This is a genomic window from Frigoribacterium sp. Leaf44 (assembly GCF_001421865.1).
GTDB lineage: Bacteria > Actinomycetota > Actinomycetes > Actinomycetales > Microbacteriaceae > Frigoribacterium.
Genome location: NZ_LMLG01000006.1, coordinates 9,177 through 31,365 on the forward strand (window position 1 = coordinate 9,177; position 22,189 = coordinate 31,365).

General features: G+C 73.6%; 19 protein-coding genes. 8 read left to right on the forward strand and 11 right to left on the reverse strand.

All coding sequences use genetic code 11. The annotated features are described in order from the left end of the window. Positions 1-70: 70 nt before the first annotated feature. The 4 genes from ASE87_RS08445 to ASE87_RS08460 form a co-directional block, all read right to left on the reverse strand. Positions 71-1,762, reverse strand: a complete 1,692-nt coding sequence (locus ASE87_RS08445) for a glycoside hydrolase family 13 protein (RefSeq protein ID WP_056227673.1) — start codon at positions 1,760-1,762, stop codon at positions 71-73. A 76-nt stretch (positions 1,763-1,838) separates the two neighbouring features. Next, a complete protein-coding gene (locus tag ASE87_RS08450; protein ID WP_056227676.1) occupies positions 1,839-2,765 on the reverse strand; it encodes a carbohydrate ABC transporter permease in 927 nt (308 codons plus the stop codon). After that, a complete protein-coding gene (locus tag ASE87_RS08455; protein ID WP_056229390.1) occupies positions 2,765-3,703 on the reverse strand; it encodes a carbohydrate ABC transporter permease in 939 nt (312 codons plus the stop codon). The genes ASE87_RS08450 and ASE87_RS08455 overlap by 1 nt, the downstream gene beginning before the upstream one ends. 80 nt (positions 3,704-3,783) lie before the next feature. Next, positions 3,784-5,070: an ABC transporter substrate-binding protein gene (locus ASE87_RS08460; RefSeq protein ID WP_197073578.1), complete on the reverse strand. Its 1,287-nt coding sequence runs from the start codon at positions 5,068-5,070 to the stop codon at positions 3,784-3,786. A 161-nt stretch (positions 5,071-5,231) separates the two neighbouring features. Between ASE87_RS08460 and ASE87_RS08465 the strand changes: the two genes are divergently transcribed. Both ASE87_RS08465 and ASE87_RS08470 read left to right on the forward strand, forming a co-directional pair. Next, entirely contained in the window at positions 5,232-6,497 is a 1,266-nt protein-coding gene (locus tag ASE87_RS08465; protein WP_056227679.1) for an ROK family protein, read from the forward strand. 198 nt (positions 6,498-6,695) lie between these two features. Continuing rightward, entirely contained in the window at positions 6,696-7,352 is a 657-nt protein-coding gene (locus ASE87_RS08470) for a hypothetical protein (protein ID WP_157489780.1), read from the forward strand. Between the two features lie 70 nt (positions 7,353-7,422). Here ASE87_RS08470 and ASE87_RS08475 read toward each other — a convergent pair whose 3' ends face one another. After that, entirely contained in the window at positions 7,423-8,031 is a 609-nt protein-coding gene (locus ASE87_RS08475) for a TetR/AcrR family transcriptional regulator (RefSeq protein ID WP_056227685.1), read from the reverse strand. A gap of 78 nt (positions 8,032-8,109) precedes the next feature. Between ASE87_RS08475 and ASE87_RS08480 the strand changes: the two genes are divergently transcribed. Beyond that, the gene (locus tag ASE87_RS08480) at positions 8,110-8,907 is read left to right on the forward strand and encodes an SDR family NAD(P)-dependent oxidoreductase (RefSeq protein ID WP_056227688.1); all 798 of its coding nucleotides are present in this window, start codon (positions 8,110-8,112) and stop codon (positions 8,905-8,907) included. 154 nt (positions 8,908-9,061) lie between these two features. On the opposite strand, the gene ASE87_RS08485 is transcribed toward ASE87_RS08480, so the two are convergent. After that, entirely contained in the window at positions 9,062-10,519 is a 1,458-nt protein-coding gene (locus tag ASE87_RS08485) for a glycosyltransferase (protein WP_056229393.1), read from the reverse strand. Then, positions 10,516-12,762 (reverse strand): glycosyltransferase, encoded by a 2,247-nt coding sequence (locus ASE87_RS08490; RefSeq protein WP_056227691.1) that lies wholly within the window; start codon positions 12,760-12,762, stop codon positions 10,516-10,518. The genes ASE87_RS08485 and ASE87_RS08490 overlap by 4 nt, the downstream gene beginning before the upstream one ends. Before the next feature lie 215 nt (positions 12,763-12,977). Here ASE87_RS08490 and ASE87_RS08495 point away from each other — a divergent pair, with 215 nt between their 5' ends. Next, entirely contained in the window at positions 12,978-14,225 is a 1,248-nt protein-coding gene (locus ASE87_RS08495; RefSeq protein WP_056227694.1) for a polysaccharide pyruvyl transferase family protein, read from the forward strand. A gap of 333 nt (positions 14,226-14,558) precedes the next feature. Here the strand turns inward: ASE87_RS08495 and ASE87_RS08500 are convergent, their stop codons facing one another. The 4 genes from ASE87_RS08500 to ASE87_RS08515 all read right to left on the reverse strand — a co-directional run bounded on the left by ASE87_RS08500 (position 14,559) and on the right by ASE87_RS08515 (position 17,373). Continuing rightward, on the reverse strand, positions 14,559-15,518 hold the full coding sequence (locus ASE87_RS08500) for a helix-turn-helix domain-containing protein (protein WP_056227697.1): 960 nt from the start codon (positions 15,516-15,518) through the stop codon (positions 14,559-14,561). Positions 15,519-15,603: 85 nt separating this feature from the next. Then, on the reverse strand, positions 15,604-16,062 hold the full coding sequence (locus ASE87_RS08505) for a hypothetical protein (protein WP_056227701.1): 459 nt from the start codon (positions 16,060-16,062) through the stop codon (positions 15,604-15,606). Positions 16,063-16,231: 169 nt separating this feature from the next. Continuing rightward, positions 16,232-16,786 (reverse strand): TetR/AcrR family transcriptional regulator, encoded by a 555-nt coding sequence (locus ASE87_RS08510; protein WP_056227704.1) that lies wholly within the window; start codon positions 16,784-16,786, stop codon positions 16,232-16,234. A 2-nt stretch (positions 16,787-16,788) separates the two neighbouring features. Then, positions 16,789-17,373: a sugar O-acetyltransferase gene (locus ASE87_RS08515; protein ID WP_056227705.1), complete on the reverse strand. Its 585-nt coding sequence runs from the start codon at positions 17,371-17,373 to the stop codon at positions 16,789-16,791. A 46-nt stretch (positions 17,374-17,419) separates the two neighbouring features. Between ASE87_RS08515 and ASE87_RS08520 the strand changes: the two genes are divergently transcribed. The 4 genes from ASE87_RS08520 to ASE87_RS16675 form a co-directional block, all read left to right on the forward strand. After that, positions 17,420-18,637, forward strand: a complete 1,218-nt coding sequence (locus ASE87_RS08520; RefSeq protein ID WP_056227708.1) for an MFS transporter — start codon at positions 17,420-17,422, stop codon at positions 18,635-18,637. 16 nt (positions 18,638-18,653) lie between these two features. Further along, positions 18,654-20,051, forward strand: coding sequence for an MFS transporter (locus ASE87_RS08525; RefSeq protein ID WP_056227711.1), 1,398 nt, complete (start codon positions 18,654-18,656; stop codon positions 20,049-20,051). A 415-nt stretch (positions 20,052-20,466) separates the two neighbouring features. Then, complete coding sequence (locus ASE87_RS08530; RefSeq protein ID WP_052505427.1) at positions 20,467-20,973, forward strand: BLUF domain-containing protein; 507 nt, start codon at positions 20,467-20,469, stop codon at positions 20,971-20,973. Between the two features lie 90 nt (positions 20,974-21,063). After that, positions 21,064-22,189, forward strand: a 1,126-nt coding sequence (locus tag ASE87_RS16675; RefSeq protein ID WP_235472255.1) for a glycoside hydrolase family 36 N-terminal domain-containing protein, incomplete at its 3' end; no start/stop codon positions are given.

Sequence of the window (22,189 nt, forward strand, 5' to 3'; positions counted from 1 at the left end):
GTCACCGCCCGGGGACGGCCGGCGTCAGCCCCGCAACCAGGCCGGCGTCAGCCGCGCAGCCAGACCGCCGTCAGCCCCGCAACCAGGCCGCCGTCTCGCCCGGCAGCTGCCCGGCATCGGTCAGCGGCCCGCTCGCGACCAGCACCTCGCCCGAGCCCAACCCGAGCGCGGCCAGGTCGACGGGCTCGGTGCCGAACACGCACACCACGTGCCACCCCCCAGGCCGGACGAGGTGCAGCACGTCGTCGCGGCCCTCGACCGGCAGCCACTCGAGCGTCTCGTCGGTCTGCAGGTCGCGCCGGGCGGCGAGGGCCGCCCGGTAGAGCGCGAGCGTCGACGTCGCGTCGGCTTCCTCGGCCTCGACCGAGTACTCACCGAACCACGTGGGCTGCGGCAGGTGCGCCTCGCCCGCGCCGAAGCCGAACGACGGCCCCGACCGGGTCCAGGGCAGCGGCACGCGGCAGCCGTCCCGACCGATGTCGACGCCGGGGTTGCGGAAGAACGACGGGTCCTGGCGCTCGTCGGCGGGGATGTCGGCGACCTCGGGCAGCCCGAGCTCCTCACCCTGGTAGACGTAGGCCGACCCGGGCAGGCCGAGCATGAACAGCGACGCCGCACGAGCCCGACGCAGGCCGGTCTCGACGTCGACCTCGGGCGAGGTGCCGCCCGACAGCAGCCACTCGGCGCCCTGCTTGACGTCGCGACCGTTCAGGGCGGGCAGGCCGTAACGGGTGGCGTGGCGGACGACGTCGTGGTTCGAGAACACCCACGTCGTCGACGACCCCGAGGCCTCGGCCGCGTCGAGGTTGTAGGTGATGATGTCGTGGAACTGCGTGGCGTCGAAGTCGGCCTCGAGCAGGTCGAAGTTGAACGCCTGGCCCAGCCCCTCGGCGCTGGCGTAGCGGGCACGACGCGACGGCTCGACCCAGGCCTCGGCCACGGCGATGCGCGGCGGGTCGTACTCGTCGAACACCTCGCGCCACGTGGCGTAGATCTCGTGCACCTCGTCGCGGTCCCACAGCGGGTGGTCGCCGTCGGCCTTCGGCAGCGCCTCGAGCTCGGCCGTGGACGGCAGCACCTCGGGCAGGCTCTTCGCCAGCCCGTGCGCCACGTCGACACGGAAGCCGTCGACGCCGCGGTCCGACCAGAAGCGCAGCGTGGTCAGGAAGTCCTCGCGCACCTCCGGGTTGTCCCAGTCCCAGTCGGGCTGCTCGCTCGCGAACGAGTGCAGGTACCACTGGCCGTCGGCGACGCGGGTCCAGGCCGGGCCGCCGAAGATCGACGTCCAGTCCGAGGGCGGCAGCTCGCCGGTCTCGCCGAGGCCGTCGCGGAAGATGTAGCGCGCCCGGGCGGGCGATCCCGCGGGGGCGGCCAGCGCCTCCCGGAACCAGACGTGCCGGTCGGACGAGTGGTTCGGCACGAGGTCGGCGATCACGCGGATGCCGGCCGTGTGCAGCGCGTCGATCATCTCGTCGAACTGCGCCAGCGTGCCGATCTTGGGGTCGACGTCGCGGTAGTCGTCGACGTCGTACCCACCGTCGGCGAGGGCCGACGGATAGAACGGGCTGAGCCAGACCGCGTCGACGCCCAACCGCTGCAGGTAGGGCACCGCCGCCGTGATGCCGGGCAGGTCGCCGATGCCGTCGCCGTTCGAGTCGGCGAAGCTGCGGGGGTAGATCTGGTAGACCGCCGCCTGGCGCCACCAGGTCGGGTCGTCGGTCAGCAGCTCGGTCGAGGGTGCGGTGCGGAGCGTGTCGGTCATCGTGGAGCGAGGTCCTCTCGGTGGTGGTGGGTTGCCTGGGGGGTCAGGAGGCGCGGGTCGCGCCCCCGACGGACGCCTACTTGATCGCGCCCTGCGTCACGCCCGCCATCACCCAGCGCTGGGTGAAGAGGTAGACGACGATCGCGGGGGCCATCGCCATGAGGTACGAGGCGAAGGCGACGTTGTAGTCGTTGCTGAACTGCGTCTGGAAGATCTGCTGCAGCACGGGCAGGGTCTGCAGGGAGGGGTCGGCGGTGATCAGCGACGGCATCGCGAAGTCGTTCCACGAGGCCAGGAAGGCGAAGATGCCGACCGTGGCGCTCATCGGGGCGAGCAGCGGGAAGACCAGGCGCCAGAACACCTGCCACGTGGTGGCGCCGTCGAGCCGCGCGCTCTCCTCGAGCTCTTCGGGCAACGACCGCAGGAACGCCGTGAACAGCAGGATCGAGAACGACAGCTGGAACATGACGTGCAGCAGGGCGACGCCGGCGGGGTTGTCGAGGCCGACGATGCCGGTCAGCTTGATCTGCGACAGCGCGACGACCGGGAACGGCAGGAACATCGCGGCCAGCAGGTAGAAGAACGAGAAGCGGAACAGCTTGCGGTCCCAGTTGCGCGAGATGGCGTACGACGCCATCGACGCCAGCACGACCGTGCCGACGACGGTGACCGCCGTGACGAGGGTCGAGATGCCGAACGCCCGTGGGAAGTCGGTCAGCTGCCAGGCGGCCGCGAAGTTCGAGAAGTCGATCGGCGCCGGCAGGCTGAACGCGTTGCCGTCGACGGCCTGGGCCGACGTCTTGAGCGACATCGTGATCGTGACGTAGATCGGGATCAGCACGGTGATCGAGCCGAGCACGAGCAACGCGGTGACGAGCCGGTTCGGGCGTTCCCGACCGACGCGACCGCGTCGACGACGGGAGACGGCGTCGGCGTCGCGACCCGCGCCTCCCGGGGTGGGGGCCGGCGAAGCGGCCGGGGTGACGAGTGCGGTGTTCGCCATCAGACGGCCGCCTTTCCGCGGGTGATCCGGAGTTGGACGAGCGCGATCGCGACGGCGATCACGAAGAAGATGGTCGCGTTGGCCATCTGGTAGGCGTAGTCGCCGCCGGTGAAGCCCGTGAAGATCGTCATCGCGATGCTGCGGGTCGACGTGCCGGGGCCGCCGTTCGTCAGGCCGACGATGATGTCGTACGAGTTCAGGAAGTTCTTGAAGCCGATGATCGTGTTGATCAGGACGTAGCCCGCGACGAGCGGCAGCGTGATCGACCGCAGCTGCTTCCAGCCCGAGGCGCCGTCGAGGCTGCTCGCCTCGTACACCTCGCCGGGGATGGCCAGCAGGCCCGCGATGTAGATCAGCAGCGTGCTCGGGATCGCCTGCCACGCGGTCACGACGACGATGCCGATCCAGGCGGTGTCGGCGTTCGCGAGGATGCTGTCCTGCAGCCCGGGGATGCCGAGCGAGGCGCCGAGGGCCGGCAACGAGTTCGAGAAGAGGAACTGGAAGACGAAGGCGATGATGATGCCCGAGATGACCATCGGGATCACGAACACGGCCCGCAGCGCGGTCTTGGCCTTGATCTGCGAGGTGAGGCCGATCGCCAGCAGCAGCGCGACGACGTTGACGGCGATCACCGTGACGAGTGCGAAGCCCATCGTGAAGCCGTACGAGCCGAGGATCGCCGGGTCGGTCGCCATCGCGAGGTAGTTGGTGACGCCGACCATGTCGAACTCGCCGAAGCCGATCGAGTTCGTGAAGCTGTAGAACACGCCCATCACGGCCGGCAGGGTGATCGCCAGCGAGAACAGGACGAGCGTCGGCACGAGGAAGACGTAGAAGACCGGGTCGACGCGCTTGCCGCGACGCCGGGGGTTGCCGGCCGTGCTGCCGCTCAACGAGGTGCGGGCGCCTCGCGCGGCCGTGGGGGTGGTGGTGGCCATCGGGTCTCCTTCGACTCGGGCGGTGGTCGGGGTGGCCCGGACGGCCGGGCCCGTGGTGCGTGCCGTTCCGTCGATCGCGCTCATGCGCGGAGCGCCAGACGGCGCCAGTCGGCGTCCATGGTGCGCAGGGTGCCCTCGACGCTGGCGCCCGTGACGATGCCCTGCACGTAGTTCTCGGCGGGGATCGTCAGCGGGATCGCCTTGGAGGCCCCCTGGTAGAACCGCGCGTCGTCGTAGTAGCTCTGCATGCCGGCGATGCGCTCGTCGGTCACGGCGGGGGCCGACCTCGTGGTGCCGAACGCCAGGAAGTCGCGGTTGTAGGCGTCCTGGATCTCGGGCTGCATCAGGTAGGTCAGGAACTCGCGGGCGGCGTCCTGCTTGCGCGACTGCTCGGGCACCCACAGGGCCAGGTCGAGGTTGACCCGCACCTTGCGGTCGGCGGGGTCGTCGGTCATCGGCAGGGGGAACGTGCCGACCTTCGCCTCGGGGTTGGCCTTCGTGATCTCACCGAGTGCCCACGGCCCCTGCATGAGCATCGCCGCCTCGCCCTGGGCCATGGCGAGGTTGCCGTCCCCGTAGCCGCGGCTGTTGCGGTTGGCGTTCGACAGCCGGCCGAGCTGCACCATGCGCTCGACGGGCTCGCGGAAGTCCTTCTCGAACGAGACCGAGCCGCCCTGGCCGACCCTCGTGCCCTCGGCGTTCATCTTCTCGTAGAAGGCCGCGACGTCGAGCGACCCGCCGGTCGTGTAGTCGAACAGGCCCTGCGCTACGGTCCACGGTTCGCGGAAGGTGCTGTAGATCGGCGTGACGCCGGCCGCCGTGAAGGTGTCGCACGCCGCGAGGAACTCGTCCCACGTGGTCGGCACCTCGACGCCCAGGTCGGCGAAGACCTGCTGGTTGTAGATCACCGACGCGGCGGTGATCGAGTACGGCAGCACGCTCGTCCGGCCGGGGTAGGTCGCGTACTGGTCGACCAGCTCCTGCACCTCGGGGCGGATCGTGCCCGCCTCGGGCAGGTCGCCCAGGTCGCTCAACGCCCCGCGCTCCATGAAGCGGGCCATCTCGAGGTTGTACGTGAAGGCCGCGACGTCGGGCGGGTTGCCCCGGACGAAGCCGGCCGAGATGCCCGAGGTCGAGTCGTGGATCACCCGGATCGCCGACTGCGACTCGTTGAACCGCGAGACCAGGTCGGAGAAGTACGGGATCGCCTCGGGCTTGGTCGCGTAGAAGGTGATCTCGGTGCGCCCGCGGCCGGAGCCGGACGGGGCGCAGCCGGCGAGGAGGAGCGCCGCCCCGGCGGCACCGATCCCGCCGAGGAGGGTGCGCCGGCTGAGGCCGGCACCGGAGGGCAGTGGGGGTGTGGGCACGTCGTCGTCTCCCGGGTCGCGACCCCGACGACAGCGTCGGGACCGAGTTGATCTGGTGTGTAGATTTAGACCCTAGATCAATTCGCGGCGTGACACCATGGGTCGTCGTCGAAAAGATCCGCCGTGTCGCGAGGCACCGGCCACAGCACGAGGAGGCGCGGGTGGCGCTGAGCACCGGGGTGTCGTCGCCGAGCCTGCTCCGCCGCATGAACGCGGCCGAGGTGCTGCGGCACGCGTGGTCCGTCGACGCCGTCACGGCGAGCGACCTGATCGCCCTGACCGGGCTGACCCGGTCCACCGTGCTCGGGGTCTGCGACGACCTCATCGACCACGGCTGGATGGTGTCGCTCGCCGACGCCCGCTCGACCGGCGAGTACCGCAAGGGCCGCCCCGCGCGGCGCTACGCCCTGGCACGGTCGGCCGGGCACGTCGTCGGGGTCGACGCCGGTCAGCACCAGCTCACCGCCGTGGTCGCCGACCTGCGAGGCGACGTGCTCGCGCGGGCCGTCCGCCGCATCGACCCCTGCGGCTCGGCCGACGACCGCCGAGGCATCGTGTCGGCCCTGGTCGACGACGCCCTCGCCTCGGCCTCGCTCGCCGACGACGACGTGCTCGCCGTGACCGTCGGCGTCCCCGCCCCCACCGACGCCGAGGGCCGGTCACCGGTCGAGGCCGGCGCCGACTTCTGGGAGCTGATGAACCCGGACTACGTCGGCCTGTTCGCCCCGCGCGGCTGGGCCGTCGTCGTCGAGAACGACGCGAACCTCGCCGCCGTCGCCGAGGCCGCGGCCGCGTCCCGGGCCGACCGCGAGGTCGGTGGGGGTGCCGGTGCCGCCACCGCGTCGTTCGTAACCCTGCTGGCCGGCGAGCGCTTCGGCGCCGGGTTCGTGCTCGACGGAGCCCTCGTGCGGGGCAACCGCGGTGCCGCGGGCGAAATGCGCCTCCTCGACCTGGTCGACGGCGTCGGATCGGCCGACGGCCTCGGAGCCCTGCTGCGCGACTGGGCCCGGGCCGCGCGCGACCTCGGCACCGTGCCGGCCTCGTCACCGCTGCGGGCGATCCCGCTCGACGAGCTCGAGGCCCCCGCCGTGCTGGCCGCGGCCGACGCCGGCGACGCGACGGCCCTGCGCCTGGTCGAGAAGGCCGCCGAACGGTTCGGACGCGTCTGCGCCGTGCTCAGCGGCATGCTCGACGTCGACCGCATCGTCGTCGCCGGGGCCGTGGCACCCTCGATCGGCCTGCTGCTCGAGCGGACGACGCCGTGGCTCAGCCGGTTCACGCACCGGGCCGCGCCCGAGGTCGTCGCCTCGACGCTGGGCGACGCGGTCGTGACCACGGGCGCGGTCGAGCGAGCCCTGTCACACGTGCGCGGCCACGCACTCGAGCTGACGCTGCCGGGTGCGGCGGACGCGACCCGCGCCTCCTGAGGCCTGCTCGGGTCGGGCTCGGCTCGGGCTCGGCTCGGGCTCGGGCTCGGACGGCGATGAACCCGGTTCCGAACGATGCACCCGGTTGCTTCCGGGTTCATCGTTCGGAACCGGGTGCATCGTGCGTCGGGGCGGGGCGGGAGGCGCAGCGCGGCGGGAGGCGCGGGGCGGCCCGGCGCACGCCGCTAGGCTCGCGGGATGGTCACCGTCGTGCTCCCCTGGCGTCCGCAACCCAGTCGCGTGGCGGCGTTCGAGGTCGTGCGCGACTGGTACGCCGACGCGCTGCCCGAGGCTGAGATCCGCACGATCGACTCGCCCGATCCGGTGTTCAACCTGGCCCAGTGCCGCAACCTCGGCGTGGCCGGCCTGGCCGACGACGAGGTCGCCGTGATCGGCGACGCCGACACCCTGCCGCAACGCGAGCCCCTGCTCGCGGCGATCGAGGCGGCCCGCACGAGCGGCCGGGTGCACCTGCCCTACACCGAGTACCACTGGCTGGGACGCGACGGCACCGCGCAGGCGGCCGCGGGCACGCCCCTCGAGCGGTGCGACTTCGAGCTCGTGCGCGGGGCCTGCTCGGGGGTCTACGTGACCCGCGCCTCCTCGTGGCGCAGTCACGGCGGGCAGGACGAACGCTTCCGGGGCTGGGGCTTCGAGGACGCCGCCTGGTACCTCGCCCACACCACTCTGCTCGGCGAAGCCCCGCGACGGCATGAGGGCATGGTCTTCGCCCTGCACCACCAGGCCGAGGTGCGTGAAGGGCCGCAGTACGACGCCAACGCCGCGCTGATGCAGCGGTACCGCGACGCGGCGGTCGGCGAGGACGCGATGCGCGCGGTCGTCTTCGGCGCCTAGAGCGGAAGGGCGACAGAGCCGAAGGGCGACAGCGCAGGAGGCGCGGGGCACGTCCGGCGGACGACCCGCGTCAGTCGCTGCGGACGGTGTGCAACGGGCCGAGCGCGTGGTCGAGTGCGGCCTCGAGCGGCCAGCCCGCGCGCTCCGACTGGCTGAGCAGCAGTCCACCCTGGATCGCCGCGATGATCGCGGTGGCGACGCGCGCCGGATCGGCCGAGGCGTCGACCGACCCCGAGGCCTGCAGCCGCCGGATGCCCGCGGCCAACTGCTCGCGCCAGGCGTCCCAGCTCGCCTTGACGCTGCGCTCGACCTCGGCGTCCGTGGCGGCGACCTGGGCGGCGAGCGTGCCGATCGGGCAGGCCCAGCGGCCGAGGCTGATGTAGTACTCGACCAGGGCGGCGCGCCAGCGCTCCCACGACTCCCAGGTGCCGAGGTCGTGGATCTCGGGCTCCTGCGCCTCGAGCAGCTGACGCCCCTCCCACCGGGCGACCTCGTGGATCAGCTCGGTCTTGCCGCCGGGGAAGTAGTGGAACAGCTGGCTCTTGCTGGTCAGCGTCGCGGCCCGCACCGTGTCGAGCGTCGTCCCGCCGATGCCCGCGGCGAGGATCTGCCGACCGGTCTCGTCGATGATCCTCTGGCGGGTGAGCCGCCCGCGCTCGGTGATCTTCGTCTCGTCCACGGTGGGATCCTACGTCGATTGGACCATTCGGTCCACGAACACTGGACTCGACGGTCCAGTCCGTGCTAGCAATGGACCATGCAGTCCAATGAAGATGCCCTCGACTCCCTGCCCACCGACGACCGCCTGGCCGGTCGCACCGCCCTCGTGACCGGCTCGACCAGCGGCATCGGCGAGGCGATCGCCCGCGTGCTGGCCGCCTCCGGCGCCACCGTCGTCGTCAGCGGCCGCGACGACGCCCGAGCCCGACGGGTGGTCGACGCGATCACCACCCGGGGCGGCTCGGCCCACGCCGTGTCCGCCGACCTCGCCGGCCCGTACGCCGACCTCCGCGCCTTCGCCGCCCGGGCCACCGAGGTGCTCGGCGGCCGCGTCGACATCCTGGTCAACAACGCCGGCGTCTACCCGACGATGCCGACCGACGCCCTCGCCGACGCCGACCTCGACGCCATCCTGGCGACGAACGTCCGGGCGCCGCACGTGCTCGTCGGTGCCCTCGCCCCGGCGATGGCCGACCGCGGAGCGGGCTCGATCGTCAACATCGGCTCGTGGATGACCCGGGTGGGGGTGCCGTTCGGCGCCATGTACACCGCGTCGAAGGCCGCCGTCGAGCAGATGACCCGCACCTGGGCGGCCGAGTTCGGCCCCCGCGGCGTCCGCGTCAACAGCGTCGCGCCCGGCGCGACGTCGACGCCGGGCAACGCCGAGTCGGCCGCCGTCCTCGACGCCCTGACCGCGGCCACCCCGGCCGGTCGACCCGTGCGTCCCGTCGACATCGCCCACGCGGTGCGCTACCTGGCGTCGGACGAGGCGGCCTTCGTGCACGGGGCCCTGCTCGACGTCGACGGCGGCATCCTCCACACCCGGACCATGTAGGCCGACCCGCGCCTCCTGCCGACCGGCGCCTCCTGCCGTCCGCGCCTCCTGCTGGACGGTCGACACGGCACGACGTGCCGCTCACCTGCGAAGGCGAGCGGCACGTCGTGGCACCTCGAGACGCCACGAGCCGAGGAGGCGCGGGCCCGGTCGGTCAGCCGCGCCCGGTCAGCGCCGCGTGGGCTCGTGCCCGTCCGGGCGTCTCGCGCAGGGACGCCGCCAGCCCGGCCAGGCGCCCGGCCGCACCGGGGTCGCGCGTCGGCAGGTCGAGCACGTGCCGCAGCGCCTCCGCCAGTTCGTCGACGGTCGCCGTGTTCGGGGCGAGCGCCACGCCCACCCCCGTGCGCTCGAGGGCGGCGGCCCCGGCGAACTGGTCGGTCGAGAACGGCAGGACGACGACGGGCACGCCCGCGGTCATCGCCTCGGTCACGCTGTTGTTGCCGCCGTGCGTGACGGCCGCGGTCGCCGCGTCGAGCAGGGTCACCTGCGGCAGGAACTCCCGCACCAGCCATTCGGCCGGCACTTCGCCGAGGTCGGACCGGTCGCCCGAGCCGAGCGCGATCGCGGCCCGCACCCCGACGCGACGCAAGGCCTCGGCCACGCGCCCGAGCACGTCCGACCGCACCGACAGGAAGCTGCCGAAGCTGACGTAGACGAACGGGGCGGGCGCGGGGTCGTGGTCTGGCGTGGGGTCCGGCGCGGCGCCGGCGGCCAGCCAGGCGGCGACCTCGGCGTCGACCGGCTCGGCACGGACGGCCGAGCCGAGCCAGACGTGCGGCGGCAGCAGGTGCTCACGCTCGGGGTCGGCCAATTCGCCGGGGTAGTTGTAGAGCAGCAGGTCGCCGTGCTCGCCGAAGGCGCTCGTCGACGGCGGCAGGTGCGGAGCGAGCTCGGCCAGGGCGGCGTTCCACTCGGCGGTGAACGAGGCGTCCACCCGCTCGCACAGCTCACGCAGCCCCGCGATGCCCTCTGGCTCGGCCCCGGGTCGCACCACCGATGTGCTGTCGAACCACGCATGTGGATGGTTCGACACCACATCGGTGGTGCGGCCTCCGGCCAGCGCCGGGTCGGCACCGGCATCGGCACCGCCGAACGCCGCGGGCCACTCGGGCGGGCACCCGTAGACCTCGTCGCCCACGGGCAGCGCGGTCGGGTGCCCCAGCACGACGTCGGCGAACGGCACGCCGCCGGCCACGAGGGCGAGCCGGGCGCTGAACGCGAGGTGGTCCACGACGATCTGGTCGGGCCGGACGGCGGCGACCACGTCGAGCACGGCCCGGGCCGTCGCGACCGGCTGCCACATGAGGTCGGTGAGGCGTTCGCGCGCCTGGTACGAGAGCGTCTCGACCATCCCGAGCCGGGTGGCGTCGAAGAACCCGCGCAACGAGGCGTCCTCTTCGGCCACCTGCTCCTCGGCGCGGATCACCCCGGGGTTCGAGCCGCGCCCGAGCTGCAGGTGCACGCGCTCGAAGCCGAACGACTCGACGATGGCGGCGGTGGCCGGGCCGGTCGCGACGACGACGCGCTCGCCCCGGTCGCGCCACTCGGTGGCCAGGGTCGCGAGCGGCAGCAGGTGCGACGCGTAGTCCGGGCTGATGACGAGCAGGGTCATCGTGCGCTCACGCTCCACTCGCGCTGTTCGAGTTCGTCGTGGTGAACCGTGTCGTAGACGCCGGACAGCGACCGCGCCATGGCCTGGATCGTGAAGGACCGCTCGACGGTGTCGCGTGACCGGGCCGCGCGCGCCTCCGTCGTCTCGAGCGAGGCCGCGGTGAGCGCCTCGCCCATCGCCTGGCGCAGGGCGTCGACGTCCCAGGTGCGGGTGAGCCAGCCGGTGTCGCCCTGGCGCACGTAGGTCGAGGGGCCGCCGCCCTGCGGCGCGACGACGAGCAGCCCCGAGCCCATCGCCTCGAGCAGGGCGATGCCGAACTCCTCTTTCAGGCTGCCGCAGACGTAGACGCCGCGCGGCGCCGCGAGCCCCGGCAGGCCGAAGCGGGCCGCCGCGACCCACCGGGCGACCGTGTCGTTCGGCCGGTGGCCGGGCAGCAGCAGTCCGGAGGCGCGGTGCCGGTCGGCCGGGACGATCGCGTCGATCAGGTCGAGCTGTTCGCGTTCGTCGGCGCTCGGGTGCTCGAGGTCGCCGCCGATCAGCAGCAGGTTCGCGCGGTCGCGCAGGGGTCCGTCGGCCCACGCCTCGACGATCGTCGCCATGCCCTTGACCCGGTGCAGTCGTCCGACGCTGACCAGCAGCGGCAGGCCGCGGCGTTCGGGCGGCAGGGTCTCGAGCAGCGCGCACAGCTCGGCGAGCGGCGGGGTCGCGGGCAGGCCCGCGGCGTGCTCGGCGGCCTCGGCGACCGAACGGTCGACCACGTCGAGGTCGATGCCCTCGGGAACGATCGTGTGGCGCTCGGGGTGCGAGGTGACGTCGATGCCGACCAGCTCGCGCATGTCGCGTTCGAGCTCGGGCCGGGGGAACAGCACGGTGTGCGACGCGTTCGAGGCGAGCTGCTGCACGAGCCGGGTGCGGAACCAGAAGTGCTCGACCTCGTCGACGTCGCCGAAGGTCTCACGGGTCAGCGCGCCCGAGAGGTCGAGCGACTGGATGACGGCGTGTGGGTCGGGCGCGACCGTGAACACGACGGGGATGTCGAGCTCGCGGGCGACGTCGGCCGCCGCGAGGCTGCCCACGTCGGCCATCCGCAGGTGCAGCAGGTCGACGCCGCCCGCGGCGCGCAGCACCCGCCGGATGCCGCGCCGGGCCGCGACGCGCAGCGGCCACGCGGTCGCCGACGAGACGGGGTCGCTGAGCAGAGGCACGCGCCCGTAGACGTGTCCGGAGGCGCGGGTCGCCAGGTCGTGGACGCTCGCGACCGCCGCGTCCGCCGACCCGCGCGAGAGGGTGACCACCCGGGCGACCCGGGGGTCGTCGAGGACGTGCGACGCGCCTCCTGCGGGGAGCACGCCGCCCGCGGCGAGCGCGTCGCCGAGCCGGACGAGCAGCGTCGCGATGCCTCCGTTGTCGCCGCTGCCGGCGTGGGTGAGGCCGGCGTCGATGTCTGCGTGCAGGAAGAGCTGCGCGATCGTGAGGCCGTCGCGCCCGGCCGGGTGGTCGCCGTCGGGCCCGTCCTCGACCCCGCGGTCGTGCACCCGGTCGCCGTCGGGCACCTCGTCGGGGGCCGAGAGGTCGATCGCGGAGAGGCGGGCGACGTCACCGAGGTAGCCGTCGTGCCGGGCGAGTTCGTGCACGACGGTCGCGACGGCCTGGTCGCCACGACGCTGGCCGAGGGCCGAGACGGCGGCGACCCGGACGTGCTCGTCCTCGCCGCGGTCGCGGGCGATCGTCAGCAGCGGACGCGAGGCGATGCGGGCGCGCACGAGGCCCAGCGTCTCGACCAGGCGGTACCGGGCGTCGGGCTCGTGCACGCCGATCAGGGCGCCCTCGAGGGCGACCCCGACGACGGCGGGGGCGGCCGACGACCACTGCTCGAGCGTGCGCTGGGCGACCATGCCGGTGAAGCCTCCGGCCACGACGAGCCCGATCAGCCGACCGACCGTGTCGTAGCGGGGCAGCCGCTGGCTGAGCGCCGAGGCGGCGTGCTCGCGGAGGAAGGTGCGGTCGCTCGAGAGCAGGTCGCTCAGCACGACGTCGGCCTGCTCGTCGAAGACCTGCGCGAGGGCGTTCGTCGCCGCGATGGCGACGAGCTGGTCGGGGCTGCCGAGGGCGCCACGCAGCACCCGGATGGTCCGGGCCCCGCCCGTGCGGGCGGCGTCGAGCGCGAGGTCGTCGGCGAGGCGCATCGAGTCGACCAGGCGGTCGGCCTCGTGGATCGCGTCGAGCGAGGTCTGGATGCCCATGGCGGTGCCTCTCGGGTGCAGCGGGTGGCGGTGCGGCGCGCGGCGCACCGGGGCGGCCCGGGAGCCCCGGGCCTGGTGGAGCCTATCGCCGCCCGGTGACCGGCCGGTGCGGGGCCGGTGCGGGGCCGGCCGGGGTGCTCGGGGCCGCGGGGGTCCGGTACCGTCGTGGGCGGCATCGATCCCGCTGCCGAGTCCCGCAGCGAGAGGCCCCACCCGTGCGAATCGTCACCATCGGAGACGTCGGCGTGCTCGACGGCATGGTCCACATCGGCGACGAGGCGATGTTCCACGAGGCGACCGTGCAGCTGCGCGCCCGAGGCGCCACGATCACCGGCGTCTCGTCGAACCCGGCCGAGACCGCCGAGCGGTACGGCGTCGACGCCGTGCCCGCGATCGGCTTCCACCCCGCGACGACCGGCGGCCGGCTCGGCCAGCGCGAACGTCGCGCCCGCGTGCTGTCGGCGATCGACGGAGGCGCGGGTCACCTCCCCCAGGACGACCCGGCCTGGCAGGTGATCGAGGCCGTCCGCGAGGCCGACGGCGTGCTCGTCGCCGGCGGCGGCAACATGGCCTCGCTCTGGCCGATGCACGTCTACGAGCGGAACACCCTCGGGCTCGTCGCCCGACGCTTCGGCAAGCCGCTCGTCGTCAGCGGGCAGACCATCGGCCCGGTGCTCGAGGGCGAGGACCGCGAGCTCGTCACCGAGCTGCTCGACGCCGCCGCGCTCGTCGGGCTGCGCGAGGGCGCGTCGCTCGAGCTGGTGCGGTCGCTCGGCGTCGACGCCGCCACGACCGTCGGCACGGTGGACGACGCGAGCTTCCTCGGGTTCGACGCCGCGCCTCCTGCCGGGGGTGCGGCGGGTGCCGCAGGTGCGGCGGGCGCGGCGGGCGCGGCCGCGCCGTACCTCGCCGTCAGCCTGTCCGCGCACGTGGGCGACGCCGACCGCGCGGCGTTCGCCACCGCCGTCGCCCGACTGCTCGACCGGGTGGCCGGCGAGGCGGGGCTCGAGGTCGTCTTCCTCGCGCACTGGGCCTCGCTCGACCCGACGGATGAGCGCGGCGACTCGCTGCTGCACCGGGCCGTGCTCGACCAGCTGACCGTGCCCGCGCGGGTCGAACCCACCACCGACTCCCCCGCCGCGGCCCGCTTCGCCCGGGGTGCGGCGCTGCACCTGACCAGCCGCTACCACCCGGCCGTGTTCGCCGTCGCGGGCGGGGTGCCGACGGTCGGGCTCGCGGTCGACGACTACACGACGATCAAGCTGACCGGGGCGCTCGGCAACTTCGGGCAGACGAGCGTCGTCTCGGCCGCGCAGCTGCTCGCGGGCGAGGCCGACACGGCGGCGCTGGCGGCCTGGGCCGGGCGCGACGCGGTGCGCTCGACGTGGGCCGAGCGTCTCGACGGGACCCGCGCGGCGTCGGCCGCGTGGTGGGACCGGGTCGCCGGCGTGCTGCGCGGCTGACGCGCCGCGCGGCTGACGCGCCCGGCGTCGGGTGGCGACCCGCGCCTCCTGGGGGCCGCCCCGCGTCGCGCGCACGCCGCCGGGTGATGGGCACAGCGCCAGGACGTGGTCACAGCGCCAGGTTTTCCCGCGGTGCGGTGTCCACCTCCTGGCGTGGTGGGTGGGGGCTGGTCGTGCCGCACCGCACCACGCCACGAAATGAACATCCCGCCACGCGATGTCGTGGCGGGATGTCGACTTCGTGGCGGCGTGCCCGGGTGGCGGGACAGCCGAGGAGGCGCGGCGTGGCCAGCTCGCGCCAGCGCGGCTGACGGCGCGGCCGACCGCGCGGGGTCAGCGCTGCAGCGTCGCGCTGGGGTACTCGCCGAAGCGCTCGACGTACGACGCCGTGAAGCGGCTCAGGTGCGTGAAGCCCCAGCGCTGCGCGACGGCGCCGACGGTGGCCTCGCCCGGGGCGAGCTCGACCAGCTCGGCCCGCACGTGGTCGAGACGGATGGTGCGCAGGTACTCGGTGGGCGTCACGCCGAGCTGTCGGCTGAAGGCCTGCTGGAGCCCGCGCGGCGTGAGGTGGACGGACTCGGCCAGCTGGGTCATGTTGACCGGCAGGTGCGAGTGCGTGTGCAGGTACTCGACGGCCTCGCGGAGGCGGGCGTTGCGCGGCACGAGCAGCGCGGGCGGCAGGTCGATCGACCGGTGCGAGAACGTGTCGAGCAGGGCGAACGCCGACTCACGCTTCAGCTCGGAGCGCAGCAGCTCGGTCGACTCGCCGCCGAGGATGGTCTTGGCCGCGTTCGTGATCGTGGCCTGCCAGCGACGCAGGTTCGCCAGGTCGGGCACGGCCGTGTGGTCGAACTGCAGCGGTCCGGCGAGGGCGCCCTCGTGCTCGGCGGCCATGCGTTCGAGGTAGGCGGCGTCGAAGTGCACGAGGTTCTGGCGGTACTCGCGGACCTCGAACTCGAAGGCCTTGCCCGTCGGGAACATCAGCGGGCGGCCGATCTCGAACGCGGCCTCTTCGGCCCCGACGTCGACCCGGCCCTCGCCCGCGGTGATCCAGGCGACGACGTACTCGCGCTCGGGCTGGATGGCCCCGCGGATGTCGCCGAGGAACATCGCCGACCGCAGCGTCATGTCCTCGTCGCCTGCCGTCGTGTAGCGGTAGGCGAACGTCTCTTGCCGCGTGTCGGTGCGGAACCCGGCGCCGTTGTAGGTGTCCTCGAACAGCGCGCGCGCCTGGTCCATGTCGCGGCCGCCCATCTCGGAACGCACCGGGGGCAGGGTCTGTTCGGGTTCCATCACAGTGATCTTGCCACGACCGAGCCCCTGAAAGAACGTCCTGACCGGGCGGAAGCCCCGAAGCGGGGGCGGAGGGACGTGGGGCTCACGCGCCCGTCGGGCTCGTCGCGGGGCCGAGGGCCTTCGTGAAGGCGGCCTTGAGCACGGCCTTGAAGCCGGAGGGCAGGCGCGTGCGGTGCAGCACGTCGGCCTCGACGACGAGGGCGAAGAACGTCTCGCCCTCGACGAGCCACCAGGCCCGCACCGTGTCGACCGAGAACACGGCCTCGCCGTCGGGCTCGTCGGGGCTCTCGACGATGATGCGGTCCTCGTAGAGGGCCACCGCACCGTGTTCGCCGTTCATGGACGCCGAGCACTCGAAGACCAGGTCGGGGTCGAGAGGAGGTGCGAAGTCACCGAAGAACAGGTCGGCAGCCGGCGTGCGGGCCGCGTCGCCCATCTCGCCGAAGTCGCTGGCGACGTTGAAGTCGCCGAACGCGGTGTCGGTGGCCGTCGAGGTGTCGGGGCCGGGTACGCGGCGCGACGTGTCGCTCTCTGCGTCCACTGGGTTCTCGACTCTCGTCCCGATCCGGTGCGTACCTTCTCACCGCCGTGCACCTTCTGCACCGGTTCCATTAGAGCGCCTAGCTACTGTGGATCGCATCCCAGGGGTCGCCACAGTTCGGTTTGTGGCCATGCCCGGCCTCGAACGCAGGAGGCGCGGGTCGCGACGGTCAGGACACCCGCGTGATGCGCTCCACGGCCTCGCGGGTCAGGGCGCGACTCGGCGGGGACGGGTCGAGGGCGCGGTGGATCGAGATCCCCTCGATCAGGGCGTCGACCTGGCGGGCGGTGTCCGGGTCGAAGTGTCGCTCGAGCTCGACCCGGCTGCGGCGCATCCACTCGCGGGTGATCTCGCGGAACCGCGGCTCGCGCGCGGCCAGCGTGTAGAGCTCGTAGCTGAGCACCTGGTCGCGGACCGCGGCAGGGCCGGTCAGGTCGTCGTGGACCAGGGCGACCACCGCCTCCTTGGCCTCGTCGCGGGTGGTCGCGCCGCCGAGCCGCCCCTCGAAGCGCACGATGATCGTCTCGGCGAAGCGCGAGAACGCTTCGTGCAACAGCTCGTCCATGCCGTCGAAGTGGTACGTCATCGAGCCGAGGGGCACGTCGGCACGCGCCGCGATCCTGCGGTGCGAGGCGCCGGCGACGCCGACCTCGGCCACGACGTCGAGCGTCACGTCGATCAGGCGGTCACGACGGTCGGGCTCGGTGCGGCGGGCGGTCCCCATGACTAGATGCTCCTCACCACGCGGGCCGGGTTGCCGACCGCGACCACGTTCGGCGGGACGTCCTTCGTCACCACCGCCCCGGCACCGATCACGCTGTTGTCGCCGATCGTCACCCCGGGCAGCACGATCGCGCCGCCGCCGAGCCAGACGTTGTCGCCGATCGTGATCGGCTTCGCGGCCTCGAGCTTCTCGCGACGGGGCTGCGGCTCGACCGGGTGCGTCGGCGTCAGCAGCTGCACGTTCGGGCCGATCTGACAGTCGGCCCCGATCGTGATCGGGGCCACGTCGAGCGCGGTCAGGCCGTAGTTGACGAACGTGCCGGCCCCGATGGTGATGGAGCTGCCGTAGTCGACGTACACCGGCGGCCGGACGTGGGCCGTCTCGTGCAGGCTGCCGAACAGCTCGCGCGCGACGGCCTGCGCGGCGTCGACGTCGTCGGCGAAGGCCGCGGCGAAGCGCGCCTGCAAGCTGATCGCCCGCTGCTGCCGCGCCGCGATCTCGGGGTCGTCCGCGATGTAGAGGTCGCCCGCGAGCATCCGCTCGTGGTTCGTGCGCGGGTCGCCGGCGAAGTGGTCGGTGGTGGTCATGCACGACACCCTAGACGACGAGCGTACGAACGTACACACTGGACGCATGACGAACCGACCGCCGTTCAGCCCCGAGCTCGCCCGACGCCGGGCGGCGGTGTTCGTGTTCATGGCGGTCGTCGGCGTCTCGCTCGCCTCGTGGGTCGTGCGGACCCCGGCCATCCGCGACCTGCTGCAGGCCTCGACGGGCGAGATGGGCCTCGTCATCTTCGGCCTGTCGATCGGGTCCATGGGCGGCATCCTGTCCTCCGCGCCGATCGTGCGACGCCACGGGGCCCACCGCGCGGTCGCGATCGGCGGCAGCTCGCTGGTCGCCGGCGTGGCCCTCGTCGGCCTGGCCGCGTCGCTCTCGATCACCCCCGGCGTCTTCGTCGGCCTCGCCCTGGTCGGTGCGGGAGTCGGCCTGGCCGAGATCGCCGTCAACATCGAGGGCGCGGCCATCGAGACCGCCTCGGGCCGGTCGGTGCTGCCCGTGCTGCACGGCTGCTTCAGCCTCGGCACGGTGGCGGGGGCCGGCCTCGGCATCCTGCTCACCGCGACGCACGTGCCCGTCCAGTGGCACCTGCTCGGAGTCGCGCTCGCGGGCGGCGCCGCACTGGCCTGGGCGGTGCCGATCGTGCCGCGGACGACCGGACGCTCCGACGAGCGGGCCGAGCGCGCCTCCGGGGTGCGGGCCCGGCTCGCCGGGTCGCTCGCCGTCTGGCGCGACCGCCGGCTCGTGCTGCTCGGCCTGATCGTGCTGGCGCTCGCCCTGGCCGAGGGGTCCGCCAACGACTGGCTGCCGCTGCTCTTCGTCGACGGGCACGGGGTCTCGGCGACCGCCGGCACGGTCGTCTTCACGGCGTTCGCGGCGGCGATGACGGTCGGCCGCTTCCTCGGCGAACCGCTGCTCGCCCGCTTCGGGCACGCCACCGTGCTGCGCGCCAGCGCACTGGTCTCGGCGGTCGGCATCGCCCTCGTCGTCTTCTCGGACTCGGTCGTCGTCGCGGGCGTCGCCGTCGTGCTCTGGGGCCTGGGTGCCGCCCTGGGCTTCCCGGTGACCGTCTCGGCCGCAGCCGACAGCGACGACCCGACGACGGCGGTCGGAGCCGTCGCGACGATGGCCTACGTGGCGTTCCTGGTCGGGCCGCCGCTGCTCGGTTTCGTCGGCGAGCACGTGGGCCTGCGCAGCGCGATGATCGTCGTGCTGGTGGTGGTCGCGGGTGCCTCGCTGATCACCTCCGCGGCGCGTCCCCGCGAGCGCTCCACCGCCGCCCGCCCTTAGTGTACGTTCGTACACCATGACGTCATCGACGACCTCTCCCGCGGCCCCGGCCCGCACCGTGCCGACACGCGAGGACCGCCGGGCCCGACTCGGCGTCGCCCTGCTCTTCTTCACCAACGGCGCACTCATCGCGAACCTCCTCCCCCGCTACCCGGCGATCAAGGACGGCCTCGAGTTGTCCAACGCCGACTTCGGCCTGGCGGTCGCGGCGATGCCGGTCGGCGCGCTCGTCGCGGGGCTCGGCGCCGGGTGGCTGATCCGCCGCCTCCGGTCGTCCCGGGTGGCCGTGGTCGGCACGGTCGTCACCGGGGTCGCCGTCCTGCTGGCCGGCATCGCCCCGGTCGGTGGGTTGCTCGCCGCGGGCTTCCTGCTCGCCGGCGCCCTCGACGCCATCGTGGACGTCTCGCAGAACTCGCACGGACTGCGCGTGCAGTACCGCTACCGCCGGTCGATCCTCAACTCGTTCCACGCGGTGTGGAGCATCGGGGCCGTCCTCGGCGGTCTCATGGGCGGGGCGGCAGCCGGACTCGGCATCCCCATCGTCTGGCACCTCGGGGCCTCGGCGCTGATCTTCGCCGTGGTGGCGCTCGTCGCGTACCCGCTGCTGCTCGCCGGGCCCGAACCGGCCGAGGGCACGGCCGAGACCGCCGACGCGGCGGTCCTGCCCGGCGACGACGTGACCGCGGGCGCCGGGGCGGCGGCCGCACCCGTCGCGACGGGCTCCGTCGACGACGGAGCGCAGGAGGCGCGGGCCGGCTCGACCACCGGGGCGGGCTCCGTCGACGACGCGACCCGCGCCTCCTCGGCTCGTGACGGTCGCCGCGTCTCGCCCGGCTTCGTCGCGAAGTGGGGCGTGCTGCTCGCCCTGGTCGTGATCGCGTCGTCAGGCGCCGTGGTCGAGGACGCGGGCAGCACGTGGGCCGCGCTCTACCTGGGGTCGCTCGGAGCCGGCGTGACGGTCGCCGCCCTCGGGTTCGTCTCGCTGCAGGGGGCCCAGTTCGTCGGACGACTGCTGGGCGACGGCATGGTCGACCGCTTCGGACAGAAGGCCGTCGCCCGGGCCGGAGGCGTGTTCGTCGCGGTGGGCATGGGCGTCGCGCTGGCGTTCCCCTCGGTGATCGGCACGATCGTGGGCTTCGCGGCGGCGGGGTTCGGCGTCGCGACCCTGATCCCGGCGGCGATGCACGCGGCGGACAACCTGCCCGGGTTCCGGGCCGGCACGGGCCTGACGCTGGTGAGCTGGCTGCTCCGGCTGGGGTTCCTGGCGTCACCGCCCGTCGTCGGGTTCGTCGCGGACTCGGCCGGGCTGCGGTACGGACTGCTGCTCGTGCCCGTGGTGGGCGTGGCCGTGATCCTGCTCGGCGGGGTGCTCGAGGGGCGCCGGGCCCGGGGGTCGGCGCCGCGCGGCAGCTGATCCGGTCCGTGCCGGATCGAGCCGGGTCGCTCACGTCGTGTGCGCGCGGCTGATCCGGTCCGTGCCGCTCCTCCCCGCGTACCGAACCCGACTCGTCCCACCCCTCCCCACGGACCGAACCCGACCCGTCCCGCCCCTCCCTAGGGACCGAACCCGACCCGCCCCGCCCCTCCCCACGGACCGAACCCGACCAGCCGAGCTCGACACGCCGCTCACGTACGCCCGCGAGGGGCCGATCGCCGACGTCTTGTCGCGATTTGCACACTCGGCGGGCGGGCAGGGCGGGCGGGCAGGGCGGGGCAGGGCGGGCGGGGCAGGGCGGGCAGGGCGCGTGTCAGCGCCCAGAAGTGGGGAGTGCGGCGGGGCCGGACGGCGTGCAGACTCGGTCCAGCCCTGAGCCCGAGGAGGCCCGCCCGTGCTGTCCACCGTGTACGTCAGTCGATCGTCGTACCCCTTCACCGACGACGACCTGGCCAATCTGCTGATGACCAGCCGGTCGAACAACGCCCGCCTGGGCATCACCGGCATGCTGCTGCACCGCGAGGGCCGCTTCATCCAGGTGCTCGAGGGGCCCGAGGAGGCGGTCCGCGAGCGCCTCGCCGTGATCGCGCGCGACCCCCGGCACACGGCCGTGCACACCATCGTCGACGAACGCGTCGAGGACCGACTGTTCCCCGCCTGGACCATGGGCTACCGCGCCGTCACGGACGACCTGGCCACGGTCCTCCCCGGCTACGCCGACGTCTTCGACTCCGGCTCCGGCACGGGCGCCGGCACGGCCTCCCTCGCGGGTGCCGGCGTCCGCGACGACTTCAGCAACCTGTCCCCGTCGTCGTCACACAAGGTCCGCACCCTGCTGCGCTGGTTCCGTGACCAGCCGACCGACGTCACCGACGGGCTGTTCTCGCCCCGCGCCTCCTGACCCTGCAGCCGACCCCGCCGGGGTTGTGACGCCCTCGCGTCGTCGGAGATACTTTTCGGACGAAAGTATCTGCCGCCGTCTGGAGCATCCGTGTCGCACCCCACCCCGTCGCCCACCGTCGTCGCGCCGTCTCGAGCACCTGACGCGTTCGTCCACCTGAGCAGCGCCGGCGTCAGCCTGCTGCTCGACGTCACCGACGGTCGCCTGCCGGCGGTCCTGCACTGGGGCGCCGCCCTCGGTCGGCCGACGCTCGAGGACGTGCGGTCTCTCGCCGTCGCAGCCGTGCCGCCGTACGTCAACAACCTGATGGACGAGCCGGTGCGACTGGCGATCCTGCCCGAGCACCACGCGGGCTGGTCGGGCAAGCCCGGGGTCGGCGGCCACCGCTCGGACGGCGCCGACTGGTCGCCACGGTTCACGGTCGACACGCTCGACGTGACGGGCGAGGCGGAGGCGACCCGCGCCTCCTCGGGTCCCGAGCTGGTCGACGCGGGAGCCGCCGTCGTCACGGTCGAGGCACACGACGACGTGGCCGGGCTCGCGGTCGTGCTCGAGATCGAGCTGACGGCGAGCGGGCTCGTCCGCACCCGGGCCGAGCTGACGAACGTCGCCGGGCGACGTGGGGGCGGGATGCGCGGGGGCGGGGGTGCCACCGGCGACGACCGGACGACGAGCACCGCCGCCGGGGCCGCGAGCACCGCAGCCGACGTCTACACGCTGACCGACCTGCACCTGGCCCTGCCGGTGCCGCCGCGAGCCCGCGAGATCCTCGACTTCGCGGGCCGCTGGGGCAAGGAGCGCACACCGCAACGCCGCGAGCTCGTCGTCGGCGTGCACGAACGCGAGGGACGCAAGGGCCGCACCGGCCCCGACGCCGCCACCGTGCTGAGCGTCGGCGTGCCCGGGTTCGGCTTCGGGGCGGGCTCGGGCGAGGTCTGGGGTCTGCACGTCGGGTTCAGCGGCAACCACCGGCACTACGCCGAACGCCTGTCGACCGGAGCGCAGGTGCTGGGCGGCGGCGAGCTGCTGCTGCCGGGCGAGCTGCGGCTCGAGGTGGGCGAGTCGTACCGCAGCCCGTGGATCTTCGGCTCGTACGGCGACGGCCTCGACGACCAGGCCCGGCGGTTCCACCGGTGGCTGCGCTCCCGCGAGCAGCACCCGACCCGCCCACGCCCGATGACGATCAACGTCTGGGAGGCCGTCTACTTCGACCACG

Excerpts from the sequence above, each read along its gene's own strand:
- ASE87_RS08520 (WP_056227708.1), top strand. The coding sequence starts at position 17,420 with ATGACGAACCGACCGCCGTTCAGCCCCGAGCTCGCCCGACGCCGGGCG.
- ASE87_RS08490 (WP_056227691.1), bottom strand. The coding sequence starts at position 12,762 with ATGGGCATCCAGACCTCGCTCGACGCGATCCACGAGGCCGACCGCCTG.
- ASE87_RS08515 (WP_056227705.1), bottom strand. The coding sequence starts at position 17,373 with ATGACCACCACCGACCACTTCGCCGGCGACCCGCGCACGAACCACGAG.
- ASE87_RS08445 (WP_056227673.1), bottom strand. The coding sequence starts at position 1,762 with ATGACCGACACGCTCCGCACCGCACCCTCGACCGAGCTGCTGACCGAC.
- ASE87_RS08485 (WP_056229393.1), bottom strand. The coding sequence starts at position 10,519 with ATGACCCTGCTCGTCATCAGCCCGGACTACGCGTCGCACCTGCTGCCG.
- ASE87_RS08480 (WP_056227688.1), top strand. The coding sequence starts at position 8,110 with ATGCAGTCCAATGAAGATGCCCTCGACTCCCTGCCCACCGACGACCGC.
- ASE87_RS08455 (WP_056229390.1), bottom strand. The coding sequence starts at position 3,703 with ATGGCCACCACCACCCCCACGGCCGCGCGAGGCGCCCGCACCTCGTTG.
- ASE87_RS08510 (WP_056227704.1), bottom strand. The coding sequence starts at position 16,786 with ATGGGGACCGCCCGCCGCACCGAGCCCGACCGTCGTGACCGCCTGATC.
- ASE87_RS08450 (WP_056227676.1), bottom strand. The coding sequence starts at position 2,765 with ATGGCGAACACCGCACTCGTCACCCCGGCCGCTTCGCCGGCCCCCACC.
- ASE87_RS08500 (WP_056227697.1), bottom strand. The coding sequence starts at position 15,518 with ATGGAACCCGAACAGACCCTGCCCCCGGTGCGTTCCGAGATGGGCGGC.
- ASE87_RS08470 (WP_157489780.1), top strand. The coding sequence starts at position 6,696 with ATGGTCACCGTCGTGCTCCCCTGGCGTCCGCAACCCAGTCGCGTGGCG.
- ASE87_RS08525 (WP_056227711.1), top strand. The coding sequence starts at position 18,654 with ATGACGTCATCGACGACCTCTCCCGCGGCCCCGGCCCGCACCGTGCCG.